Raw genomic sequence first — 11926 nt, 5'->3', positions numbered from 1 at the left:
CTCCATCTTGCTGGCGCAAGACCGTTCGGTCACTTAAAAGCCCCACTGGGGCTTTCATTGCTTCGCAAACGTGAACTCGATTAACTCTTCCGCAGGAGACGTTCCCCCTCGGAGAGTCCTCGAAGAGCCCACTACACTTTGCAGCCCATAGGGATGAAAGTGTCATAGTAGGTTATTACACTTCCGGGGAAGTGCATCTCCGTCCCCGTCACCTTCCTCTGAACCCCGAAAGGAGGGATGCCCTTTGGCAAGAAACGATGGCGTTGACCGCACCAGTGTCCGAAACCTTGCCGTTTCGGACAAGGCTGTTGGCAACACCCAGCAGCACAATGAGCGTGAAAAGGACAGCTATCGGAACCCCGATATTATCCCCCAGCGCGCTGCATGGAACGTCCATTTCAAGAAGCCTGCCGCCAGCTACACCGACCTATTCGCCCAACTGGAAGCCGCCGAAACCATCTCCACGCGCGGCTTGAAGCCGGATGCTACCCACTACTGCGAACTTGTCTTTGATGTCAATTCAGCCTACTTTGACAACCACGGTGGCTACGAGTTCGCCAAGCAATTCTATGCGGATGCCTACAAAGCTGCTGTGCAAATCGTGGGTGGTGAGCAGTATATCCTCTCGGCAGTCATGCACGCCGACGAGATCAACCGCGCCATGACCGAAGCACTAGGCCGGGAGGTCTACAACTACCATCTCCATGTGGTCTATGTACCTGTCGTGGAAAAGCAAATCCTGTGGTCGAAACGCTGCAAGGACAAGGCACTGGTGGGCACAGTCAAGGAGACCGTCATGCAGGTCAGCCGGAGCAAGAAGTGGGCTTCCAAGCCCCTGCTGGACGATGCCGGAAAGCCTGTCCTGCAAAAGAACGGCAAGCCAGTCCTGAAGAAGTCGTACAGTGTCCTGCAAGACGATTTCTTCAACTATATGCGCAATGCCGGGTACACGGATGTAGAGCGCGGTGAGCGTGGCAGCACTGAAGAACACCTGACCGTCACCCAATTCAAAGTCCAGCGGGAGCAGGAGCGTCTGGACAGCCTGACTTCTCAAATCGACCAGAAAGAACAGTCGCTTGCCCGAACCAGCACCGCTCTCTCCCAAAAGGAGAAAGAACTTGCCTCCATTCAGAAAAAGACCACGCTCACGAAAGAAGCCCTCATTCATGCGCACGATCTGGATTATATTGGCAAGCGCACCTTTCTCGGTAACTACTCGCTGACCGAAGAAGAATTTTCCAAGCTGAAAAAGCAAGCCGACCATGGCTATATGATGGACGTGGAGAACCGCCGCCTGAAAGAAGAACTTTCCACCGCCAAGAAGGAGGCCGTTCGTTGGAGCAACAAGTACCACGACCTGTGGTACGAAGTGAAGCCCTATCTGGATGCGCTACACCGTGCGCCTGAACTGGTGCGCGGCTTTCTCGAAAAGATTCTTGCTCCCAAGCAGGAGCGCACCATGAATGTGCCGCAGAAAAACCGCAAGCGCGGGCAGGATGTAGAACTTTAAGCTGAATTTTTAGATGATATGACAATATAAGGAGAAATGCTTATGGATTTTGACCGTAATTCTATGACCGTCCCTGTGCAATCTTCCGATTATACGAATAAGTTCTTGCAAAAGGACTCGAATCCCACTACAATGGAGGTGGTCACTCAAACCAATGCCGTCAAGTCTCCGACTGACAGCCCGAAAACCACGAAGCTGGTGTATACGGTGGAAAAGATCGCACGAATGCTGGCCATCAGCCTGCGCTCTGCTTACAACCTGTGCAACAGCACCACCGAATTCCGTGTTCTACGGGTAGGCGGAAGCATCCGTGTCCCGAAAGACAGTTTCGATGCGTGGCTCTACCGGGCAGCTTGATAAGGAGGCAACAGTATGGCATATATTACGAAGCGCGGCAACTCTTACAGCGTCCGCTACACCTACGAAGATGAACACGGCAAGAACTGTGACAAATGGGAAAGTTTTCCCACCAAGGTGGAGGCAACGAACCGAAAGAAGCAGATCGAGCATGAACTGGCGGTTGGCACTTTTCTGATTCCGTCCTCGGTGACGGTGGCAGAGTTCCTGATGGATTGGCTGCCCAAGCAGTGCAGCAAGCACAAGTGGGCACCCAAGACCTACGAATCCAATCTATCCACCATCCAGAACCTGATCGTCCCCTATATCGGCAGCATGGAGATGCAGAAGCTCAAGCCCTACCACATGGAGAACCTCTACACGACCCTGAGCAAAACGCCCTGCGGTTCGTATATCGAGGGAAAGAAGCAGGAATTGACCGAAAAGCAGAAGCTGCGATTCCTTTCCGGCACGACAATCCATGAGGTGCATCGGCTGCTGGGCACTGCCTTCCAGTATGCCGTGGAATGGGGCATTCTTGTCAAAAGTCCTGTTCCTGTGGACAGCCCCAAGAAGTCCACGCAGGAGCGTACCATCTGGACGGTAAAGGAAATGCGGGCGGCTCTGGACAGCATGGAGGACCCTATCCTGCATCTGGCAGTCCACCTGACGCTGGTGGGCGCGCTGCGAGAGGGCGAGATCGTAGGTCTGACCCCGGAAGATCTTGATTTTGACGCAGCAGATGGCATCGGAACCTTCCGTATCAACAAGTCCATGCAGCGGGTGCGGAAAGAAGCCCTGAACCAAGTGGACGATGGCTGCATCATCAAGGTATTCCCGGACAAGCTGGAACGCAGCACTACTTCCCTCATTTTGAAGAGTACCAAAACGGCGTCTTCCTGCCGCACCATCTTCATGACCTCTGCTCTGAAAGAGGAATTGAAGAAGTGGCTGAAGCAGCTGGCGGCAGACGAGAGGAAAGACCCAACACGTTACCATGACAGTGGAATGCTGTTCCGTTTGCCCAACGGTCTGGCGGTAGAGCCTGTGTTGATTCGCAAGAAGTTCCTCAAATGGCAGGATGCACACCCGGAGTTCCCTCGTATTGTGTTCCACGGTCTGCGGCATTCCAGTGCGACTTATCAGCTGATGATCTCCGGCGGCGATGTGAAGGCCGTTCAAGGCACCACAGGACACGCTACGGCAGATATGCTGGTGAACACCTACGCCCATATCCAGCAGTCCTCTCGTGTAGAACTGGGCAGGAAGTTCGAGGAAGGGTTCTATGCTAAACAGGAAAGCCCCAGCCCGCAGGCTGTACCCGCCGCAGGCGAACCGACCATCTCTATGACTGCTCTGCTGGAACTGCTGAAGAATGCAGACCCCGAAGTAAAGGCTCAGCTCCGTCTGGCTCTGTTGACTTGATGCAAAATTTACCACGCATTTCAAAGCAATTCCAGCCTATGCAGAGGATTCCTATGAAAAAGCCAACCGTGCAAAAACCGTGCATTGACCGTGCAGGCCCCGATTTTTCGGGGTTACATAACAAAAAAGAACGTCAAATCTTACGATTTGACGTTCAAAATTTGGTGCACCTCCAGGGACTCGAACCCTGGGCCCACTGATTAAGAGTCAGTTGCTCTACCAACTGAGCTAGAGGTGCATATGGTGACCCGTACCGGAATCGAACCGATGTTAAAGGCGTGAGAGGCCTCTGTCTTAACCGCTTGACCAACGGGCCATATAAAAGTCGGCGACTACCTATTTTCACGCGCCGTTTCCAGCGAACTATCTTCGGCACAAGTGAGCTTAACTTCTGTGTTCGGAATGGGAACAGGTGGAACCTCACCGTCATTGACACCGACCGATCTGACTGGCCCAGTATAACATATATGTCGTACTTTGTCCAGTGTTTCTTAGAAGGACGTGCCTTCAAAACTGAATAATCACTGCTGACATTTTTTCGTTGACTCTTGAGAGTCTCAAGCGAATTGTGGTCAAGCCCTCGACCTATTAGTACACGCTTGCTGAATGGATCGCTCCACTTACACATCGTGCCTATCAACCTTGTAGTCTTCAAGGGGTCTTACTTGTTTGAAACAATGGGATATCTTATCTTTGGGTCGGCTTCACGCTTAGATGCTTTCAGCGTTTATCCGATCCGTACATAGTTGCCCAGCTATGCTCTTGGCAGAACAACTGGTGCGCCAGAGGTACGTCCGCTCCGGTCCTCTCGTACTAGGAACAGCTCCCATCAAATATCCTGCGCCCACGACAGATAGGGACCGAACTGTCTCACGACGTTCTGAACCCAGCTCGCGTACCGCTTTAATTGGCGAACAGCCAAACCCTTGGGACCGAATACAGCCCCAGGATGCGATGAGCCGACATCGAGGTGCCAAACCTCCCCGTCGATGTGGACTCTTGGGGGAGATCAGCCTGTTATCCCCAGGGTAACTTTTATCCGTTGAGCGATGGCATTTCCACTCACATACCACCGGATCACTAACTCCAACTTTCGTTACTGCTCGACCCGTCAGTCTCGCAGTTAGGCTCGCTTCTGCGTTTGCACTCTTTTGCTTGATTTCCGTTCAAGCTGAGCGAACCTTTGAACGCCTCCGTTACTCTTTAGGAGGCGACCGCCCCAGTCAAACTGCCCACCTAACAATGTCCCCCGCCTTGATTCAAAGGCGCAGGTTAGAATTCCAATATCGCAAGGATGGTATCCCAACGGCCACTCCACAAGCGCCAAAGCACCTGCTTCCCAGTGTCCCATCTATCCTGTGCATGCAACATCGAAACCCAATATTAGGCTACAGTAAAGCTCCATGGGGTCTTTCCGTCTTGTCGCGGGTAACCGGCATCTTCACCGGTACTACAATTTCGCCGGGCGGGCTGTTGAGACAGTGCCCAAATCATTACGCCTTTCATGCGGGTCAGAACTTACCTGACAAGGAATTTCGCTACCTTAGGACCGTTATAGTTACGGCCGCCGTTCACTGGGGCTTCGATTCAATGCTTGCACATCTCCTCTTAACCTTCCAGCACCGGGCAGGCGTCAGCTCGTATACGTCATCTTTCGATTTAGCACAAACCTGTGTTTTTGGTAAACAGTTGCTTGGGCCGATTCTCTGCGGCTGCATTGCTGCAGCACCCCTTCTCCCGAAGTTACGGGGTCAATTTGCCGAGTTCCTTAACAACCCTTCTCCCGTTGGCCTTAGAATCTTCTTCCTACCTACCTGTGTCGGTTTGCGGTACGGGCACCGCAGAAATACACACAGCTTTTCTCGCCATCTTCCATCCCGGACTTCGGTACTAACTTCCCTCGATCGCTACCGGAACCAACACCCGGCTCCGAGACTTCATATGTGTCCCTGTGCTTAACTCTTTTGGTGGTGACGGAATCTCTACCGTCTGTGCATCGGCTACGCCGTTAGGCCTCACCTTAGCTCCCGACTAACCTGGAGCGGACGAACCTTCCTCCAGAAACCTGAGGCTTTCGGCCATGCAGATTCTCACTGCATTCGCGCTACTCATTCCGGCATTCTCACTTCTATACACTCCACAGCCGCTTACGCTACTGTTTCACCGCGTATACAACGCTCCCCTACCCAATACATTGCTGTATTGCCTAAGCTTCGGTGTCAGGTTTAGCCCCGTTAAATTCTCCGCGCAAAGACGCTCGACCAGTGAGCTATTACGCACTCTTTGAATGAGTGGCTGCTTCTGAGCCAACATCCTGGTTGTCTGCGTATCTTCACATCGTTTTCCACTTAACCTGACTTTGGGACCTTAGCTGTAGATCTGGGCTGTTTCCCTTTTGACAATGACATTTATCTGACACTGTCTGACTCCCAAGCATCAATACTCTGGCATTCTGAGTTTGATAAGCTTCGCTAACCTCTCGGCCGCTAGGCTATTCAGTGCTTTACCTCCAGGTATCTAACTTGAGGCTAGTCCTAAAACTATTTCGGGGAGAACCAGCTATCTCCGGGTTCGATTGGAATTTCTCCGCTACCCACAGTTCATCCGCCGCCTTTTCAACGGAGGTCGGTTCGGTCCTCCATGGAATTTTACTTCCACTTCAACCTGACCATGGGTAGGTCACCCGGTTTCGGGCCCATTATATGCAACTTAACGCCCTTTTCAAACTCGCTTTCGCTTCGGCTCCAGACCTTAAGTCCTTAACCTTGCTGCATACAATCGCTCGCCGGACCGTTCTACAAAAAGTACCCTATCACGCTTTGACGCGCTCTAGGTGCTTGTAGGCACAGGGTTTCAGGTTCTTTTTCACTCCCCTCCCGGGGTGCTTTTCACCTTTCCTTCACAGTACTATACGCTATCGGTCACTGGGTAGTATTTAGGGTTGGAGGGTGGTCCCCCCGTATTCCGACCAGGTTTCACGTGTCTGGCCGTACTCTGGAATTCGCTCGGCTCTTGTCGTTTTCACCTACGTGGTTTTCACACTCTCTGACCGGCCTTCCCATGCCGTTCGGTTAACAACTTAAGTCCTAAATGCGCTCCGTACCCCGAAAGTATTTCTACTCTCGGTTTGCCCTCTTCCGCGTTCGCTCGCCACTACTTACGGAATCTCGTTTGATGTCTCTTCCTCGCCCTACTTAGATGTTTCAGTTCAGGCGGTTCCCTCGATATACCTATTTTGAAGTTCAGTATAACGTACCTGAGTATGAACCCAGGTGAGTTTCCTCATTCAGAAATCTCCGGATCAATGCTTATTTGCAGCTCCCCGAAGCTTATCGCAGCTTATCACGTCTTTCATCGGCTCCCAGTGCCAAGGCATTCGCCCTGCGCCCTTGTTCGCTTGACCTTTCAAACGTTCTTTCAAGAACATTTGGTATCCTCTTGATTCTCTCTTGCCAACGAAGATTATTGTTACCCTTCCTTTTGAAATTGTAATATTTCTTAAAAAAGAACTTACTATAATCTTTGTTTCGCAGTTATTATTCAGTTTTCAAGGTACGTCTTGGTGATGTTGCTCAAAGCCCGGTCTCCCGGTACTTTGATTTCCATCACATGGTGGGCCAAAATGGACTCGAACCATCGACCTCACGATTATCAGTCGTGTGCTCTAGCCAGCTGAGCTATTGGCCCATGTGGTGGAGATTAAGGGAATCGAACCCTTGACCCCCTGCTTGCAAAGCAGGTGCTCTCCCAGCTGAGCTAAACCCCCACATTAGGAATTGAGTTCCCTTTTCAGGGCCCTCAAAATCGAACAATATCTACTCTACTCGTTCAAACCTGTCCGAAAGATCGTCATCTTTGATGTCGCTCTTTCGCCTGACTCCTTAGAAAGGAGGTGATCCAGCCGCAGGTTCTCCTACGGCTACCTTGTTACGACTTCACCCCAATCACCAGTTTTACCTTCGGCGGCGTCCTCCTTGCGGTTAGACTACCGACTTCGGGTCCCCCCGGCTCTCATGGTGTGACGGGCGGTGTGTACAAGGCCCGGGAACGTATTCACCGTGGCATGCTGATCCACGATTACTAGCAATTCCGACTTCGTGCAGGCGAGTTGCAGCCTGCAGTCCGAACTGGGACGTTGTTTCTGAGTTTTGCTCCACCTCGCGGTCTTGCTTCTCTTTGTTTAACGCCATTGTAGTACGTGTGTAGCCCAAGTCATAAAGGGCATGATGATTTGACGTCATCCCCACCTTCCTCCGTTTTGTCAACGGCAGTCTGGCCAGAGTCCTCTTGCGTAGTAACTGACCATAAGGGTTGCGCTCGTTGCGGGACTTAACCCAACATCTCACGACACGAGCTGACGACAACCATGCACCACCTGTCTCCTTGCTCCGAAGAGAAATACTGTTTCCAGCATCGTCAAGGGATGTCAAGACTTGGTAAGGTTCTTCGCGTTGCGTCGAATTAAACCACATACTCCACTGCTTGTGCGGGCCCCCGTCAATTCCTTTGAGTTTCAACCTTGCGGTCGTACTCCCCAGGTGGATTACTTATTGTGTTAACTGCGGCACTGAAGGGGTCAATCCTCCAACACCTAGTAATCATCGTTTACGGTGTGGACTACCAGGGTATCTAATCCTGTTTGCTACCCACACTTTCGAGCCTCAGCGTCAGTTGGTGCCCAGTAGGCCGCCTTCGCCACTGGTGTTCCTCCCGATATCTACGCATTCCACCGCTACACCGGGAATTCCGCCTACCTCTGCACTACTCAAGAAAAACAGTTTTGAAAGCAGTTTATGGGTTGAGCCCATAGATTTCACTTCCAACTTGTCTTCCCGCCTGCGCTCCCTTTACACCCAGTAATTCCGGACAACGCTTGTGACCTACGTTTTACCGCGGCTGCTGGCACGTAGTTAGCCGTCACTTCCTTGTTGGGTACCGTCATTATCTTCCCCAACAACAGGAGTTTACAATCCGAAGACCTTCTTCCTCCACGCGGCGTCGCTGCATCAGGGTTTCCCCCATTGTGCAATATTCCCCACTGCTGCCTCCCGTAGGAGTCTGGGCCGTGTCTCAGTCCCAATGTGGCCGTTCAACCTCTCAGTCCGGCTACCGATCGTCGCCTTGGTGGGCCGTTACCTCACCAACTAGCTAATCGGACGCGAGGCCATCTCAAAGCGGATTACTCCTTTTCCCTCTGCTCGATGCCGAGCCGTGGGCTTATGCGGTATTAGCAGTCGTTTCCAACTGTTGTCCCCCTCTTTGAGGCAGGTTCCTCACGCGTTACTCACCCGTTCGCCACTCGCTCGAGAAAGCAAGCTCTCTCTCGCTCGTTCGACTTGCATGTGTTAGGCGCGCCGCCAGCGTTCGTCCTGAGCCAGGATCAAACTCTTTATAAATGATATTTATCACTTAAAAGTGTTAAATCTTGTTCGCTCAGCACGCAATCGCTTGCGTCCTGTGTGAATTACTTTTGGAATTGTTTTAAGTGTTTTTCCAAACACATAAAGGTTCCTTACAAGTTTTTCGATATTGTTCAATTTTCAAGGTCCTGTGCGCCTCAGCCTTGCGGCTGATAGCTTATTTATTTTATCACTTTCGTGACAAGTTGTCAAGCACTTTTTTGAATTATTTTTGAGTTTCTTGTCGAAGCTCATCGATTCTTCACGTTAGGACGTCTGTTCTGAACTGCTTCATTCTGTCGGACGTCCGCCTGACAGTAATGTATTTTAGCACAGCCCTTTACAAAAAGCAAGCTTTTTCTTCATATTTTTTTGAAAAATCCGGCTTTTTACATTTTGCCCAGTTTTTTCCTTTCAATCTGGAAATTATGACACCTAATCTTCCAAAAGACGGCGCCGGAGCAGGGATAATATCCTGCGTTCCCGCCGGGAGATCTGCACCTGCGTGGTATGCAGCACCTTCGCGGTCTCGCTCTGGGTCTTGTTCCCATAAAAGCGCAGCCGGATCAGCTGCTGGTCCTGTTCCGGCAGAGCCCTGAGTACCTCTTCCAGACTGATGCGCTCGGCCAGTGCTTCTTCCGGAGAATCCACCGGGATATCCAGCTGTCGGTCTCCATCCTCTGTATTTTCCGGGGTCAGGCTCATGGCAGGCTGTGCCGCCTGAATGGCAAGGGTGATGTTCTCCACCGGTTCATCCAGTTCTTCTGCCAGCTGCGAAAGAGTAGGTTCTGTGCCGCAGAGCTTCATATGATGTTCCCGTGCTGCCTGCACCCGCATGCCAAGCTCCTTGAGAGACCGGCTCACCTTGACGGTGCCGCCGTCCCGAAACAGCTTTTTGATCTCGCCCAGGATCACCGGCACCGCATAGGTGGAAAAGCAGACGCCGCGGTTTTCGTCGAAGTGATCGCAGGCTTTGACAAGACCCATGCATCCGGCACTGTACAGATCATCGTATTCCATGCCACGCCCACGGAAGCGCCCCGCGCAGGCGTGTACCAGTCCAAGGTTCTGTTCAATGAATGCGTCCCTCCGGGTCTTATCGGATACCATGCTTCTGCCCGCCTTTCCTGTTTATGTATCATTCCCGCTGGGCCAGACGCTTGATGAGCAGCACCTTTGTTCCTTTGCCGGGTCTGGATGTCACCTTGACCTTATCCATAAAGCTCTGCATCACCGCAAAGCCCAGCCCGGAGCGTTCCTCCGGGTTGCCGGTGGTGAACAGCGGTTCCATGGCCTGCGGGATATCCGGGATGCCCACTCCCTTGTCCGACACCGTGATATGCACCTCCCGGCCGGGATAGACCGCAATGCTCATGACCACCGGCCCGATGTGATCCGGGTAGGCATGGACGATGCAGTTGGTCACCGCTTCGGACACTGCCGTTTTGATGTCGGCCAGCTGCGGCACGGTGGGGTCGTACCGGGCAAGAAAGGCTGCCGCAGCGCCCCGGGCGTAGCTTTCGTTCACGCTGAGGGAGTCGAACTGGAGCTTTGTCATATTTTCCGCTTTCATAGAGTCATTCCTCCTTCTGTTCTGTGTCCGTACAGGGAATGCGGGCCAGTTGCAGCACCTTTGCCATCTGGGACGGCGTGTGCTGCACCCGCAGGGCCGTGCCCAGCGTGCGGGCAATGCGCTGACGGCCCAGAATCAGCCCCACGCCGGATGAATCCATAAATCCCACCCCGCCAAAGTCCAGGATCATGGTCTGCGGGGTGCGGCTGACCAGTGCATCATCCAGCTGGATGCGCAGGCTCTGCGCTGCGTCGTGGTCGATCTCGCCTGCAAGATAGGCGTAAAGCACTTCGCCCGCCGGGCTGAAGCTTACCGTTGCCATGGTTTGTCCATCTCCTTTGCAAAATAAAAGATCCCGTACACATAGTTCCAGTGTACGGGATCCTTCGTTTATTTTTTAGGGAAGCGTGTCGGCTCAGCTGTTTGCCAGCAGTTCGGCAGCTTCCAGTGCGGCAGCCTCACTGCCGCAGACCAGCAGACCGCGGCGGGTGTTGGCATGCGCCAGTCTGACCGCTTCGGCCAGAGTGGCACACAACTCCGCATCAAAGTGATACTTTGCCTTCTCGGTCAGACGCTCGGTAAGAGCAGTATCCGTGCCCTGCGGCGTGACGAGATACACCTTATCAAAGGGATTCTCGCTCATGCCGGGCATGGTGGACTTATCCTTCTTCTGTTCCTCCGGGGTCAGGCCGGTCTCCAGCGCGGAGAAGAATGCTTCGGCGCCTTCCTCTTCGGTCAGGCCGATGATGGCACTCATATGGCGCACCTTGGCCATGTTGAGCACCCGCAGCAGAGCTGCCGCCTGCTGCGGGGTGCGGCAGGCGTCCAAAATGACCAGCGGGCGCTGCGAGACCACCCGGATGCTGCTGCGGTTTTCCACCGCCGCCAGACCCTCCAGAATGGCTTCATCTGTAATGTCGAAGTCCTTGCGGCAGAGCGCCAGCGAAAGCTCCACAGCCACAGCGGCGTTGCCTGCTGCGTGACGGCCCAGAAAGGCCAGCGGCACAGTGTACCCGCCGTAGTCCACCTTGCTGGCAAACTTTTCCGCTTCCAGAAAGGTGATATCCTCCGGGTCCGGCACCACCAGCTCACAGCCGCACTTTCCTGCGGCTACAATGAGCTCGCTCAGCACTGCTTTAGGCTGCTCCGGCGCGGTGACGCAGATGCTGCCCTTGCGCATGACGCCTGCCGCCAGTGCGGCAAGGCGCTCCACCGAGCGGCTCACGCCGTCCGGGCCGACCGAGGTGACGGCGCACACCGGCATACCGGGCAGCGCTTCGGCAAGGCCCGCATCCGGCAGCTCCACCACGGCCAGCGTACAGCCCGCTGCGCCAAAGCAGTTGGCCGCTGCTGCCAGCTCCGCTGCGTCCCGGGGCAGAGCCTCGGCGGTGGAAAGGGCTTCTGCCGTCAAGGCCAGCAGGCCCTCGTCCACCGGAGCGTCATCGATGCAGATGCGCTCCGACAGCGGGCGGGAACCCGCATGATACAGACCCGCATGGATGCCCTGTGCGTGCAGGATGGCCGCCAGCAGGCGGGCCACCACAGTCTTGCCCGCCGTGCCCGCCACACCCACAAACTGCACCTTCTGCACCGGTGCGGTGAACGCGGCGCGCAGCTGTTCGGTGGAGGCAAAGCCGTCCGGCAGGGCGGCAAAATACTGATTTGCCTGTTCGATGGTCATTG

7 protein-coding genes, 4 tRNA genes and 3 rRNA genes are annotated in these 11926 nt (G+C 53.7%); 3 read left to right on the top strand and 11 right to left on the bottom strand.

Annotated features, from left to right (window positions below):
• Positions 1–244 precede the first annotated feature (244 nt).
• The 3 genes from MTP37_RS03440 to MTP37_RS03430 are packed head-to-tail and all read left to right on the top strand — an operon-like array spanning position 245 to position 3271.
• A complete protein-coding gene (locus MTP37_RS03440; protein WP_249238209.1) occupies positions 245–1510 on the top strand; it encodes a plasmid recombination protein in 1266 nt (421 codons plus the stop codon).
• Between the two features lie 42 nt (positions 1511–1552).
• On the top strand, positions 1553–1867 hold the full coding sequence (locus MTP37_RS03435) for a helix-turn-helix domain-containing protein (RefSeq protein ID WP_249238208.1): 315 nt from the start codon (positions 1553–1555) through the stop codon (positions 1865–1867).
• Between the two features lie 15 nt (positions 1868–1882).
• Positions 1883–3271, top strand: coding sequence for a site-specific integrase (locus MTP37_RS03430; RefSeq protein ID WP_249238207.1), 1389 nt, complete (start codon positions 1883–1885; stop codon positions 3269–3271).
• 162 nt (positions 3272–3433) lie between these two features.
• Here MTP37_RS03430 and MTP37_RS03425 read toward each other — a convergent pair.
• From MTP37_RS03425 to MTP37_RS03375, 11 genes are all read right to left on the bottom strand, one after another.
• A tRNA-Lys gene (locus MTP37_RS03425) sits at positions 3434–3509 on the bottom strand.
• Positions 3510–3512: 3 nt separating this feature from the next.
• Positions 3513–3587, bottom strand: a tRNA-Glu gene (locus tag MTP37_RS03420).
• 7 nt (positions 3588–3594) lie between these two features.
• Positions 3595–3711: ribosomal RNA gene (gene rrf, locus MTP37_RS03415) — 5S ribosomal RNA — on the bottom strand.
• Between the two features lie 128 nt (positions 3712–3839).
• Positions 3840–6674: ribosomal RNA gene (locus MTP37_RS03410) — 23S ribosomal RNA — on the bottom strand.
• A gap of 207 nt (positions 6675–6881) precedes the next feature.
• A tRNA-Ile gene (locus tag MTP37_RS03405) sits at positions 6882–6958 on the bottom strand.
• Between the two features lie 3 nt (positions 6959–6961).
• Positions 6962–7037 (bottom strand) — tRNA-Ala (locus MTP37_RS03400).
• 119 nt (positions 7038–7156) lie between these two features.
• Positions 7157–8667 (bottom strand): 16S ribosomal RNA (locus tag MTP37_RS03395).
• The 16S, 23S and 5S rRNA genes sit together here with 4 tRNA genes alongside, the layout of an rRNA operon.
• 438 nt (positions 8668–9105) lie before the next feature.
• Complete coding sequence (locus MTP37_RS03390; protein WP_249238206.1) at positions 9106–9780, bottom strand: sigma-70 family RNA polymerase sigma factor; 675 nt, start codon at positions 9778–9780, stop codon at positions 9106–9108.
• A gap of 28 nt (positions 9781–9808) precedes the next feature.
• Entirely contained in the window at positions 9809–10243 is a 435-nt protein-coding gene (spoIIAB, locus tag MTP37_RS03385; RefSeq protein ID WP_249238205.1) for an anti-sigma F factor, read from the bottom strand.
• Positions 10244–10247: 4 nt separating this feature from the next.
• The gene (locus MTP37_RS03380) at positions 10248–10565 is read right to left on the bottom strand and encodes an STAS domain-containing protein (protein ID WP_249238204.1); all 318 of its coding nucleotides are present in this window, start codon (positions 10563–10565) and stop codon (positions 10248–10250) included.
• 93 nt (positions 10566–10658) lie between these two features.
• Positions 10659–11924, bottom strand: a complete 1266-nt coding sequence (locus MTP37_RS03375) for a folylpolyglutamate synthase/dihydrofolate synthase family protein (RefSeq protein WP_249238203.1) — start codon at positions 11922–11924, stop codon at positions 10659–10661.
• Between the last annotated feature and the right edge of the window lie 2 nt (positions 11925–11926).

Origin of the sequence: Faecalibacterium sp. HTF-F (assembly GCF_023347535.1) — a bacterium.
In the GTDB taxonomy this organism is placed as follows: domain Bacteria; phylum Bacillota; class Clostridia; order Oscillospirales; family Ruminococcaceae; genus Faecalibacterium; species Faecalibacterium wellingii.
The sequence above is the reverse complement of the archived record's forward strand: the minus strand, read 5'-3'. Positions and strand labels throughout refer to the sequence as shown.

Coding starts and splice junctions, on each gene's coding strand:
- MTP37_RS03435 (WP_249238208.1), top strand. CDS start 1,553: ATGGATTTTGACCGTAATTCTATGACCGTCCCTGTGCAATCTTCCGAT.
- MTP37_RS03430 (WP_249238207.1), top strand. CDS start 1,883: ATGGCATATATTACGAAGCGCGGCAACTCTTACAGCGTCCGCTACACC.
- MTP37_RS03390 (WP_249238206.1), bottom strand. CDS start 9,780: ATGGTATCCGATAAGACCCGGAGGGACGCATTCATTGAACAGAACCTT.
- spoIIAB (WP_249238205.1), bottom strand. CDS start 10,243: ATGAAAGCGGAAAATATGACAAAGCTCCAGTTCGACTCCCTCAGCGTG.
- MTP37_RS03380 (WP_249238204.1), bottom strand. CDS start 10,565: ATGGCAACGGTAAGCTTCAGCCCGGCGGGCGAAGTGCTTTACGCCTAT.
- MTP37_RS03375 (WP_249238203.1), bottom strand. CDS start 11,924: ATGACCATCGAACAGGCAAATCAGTATTTTGCCGCCCTGCCGGACGGC.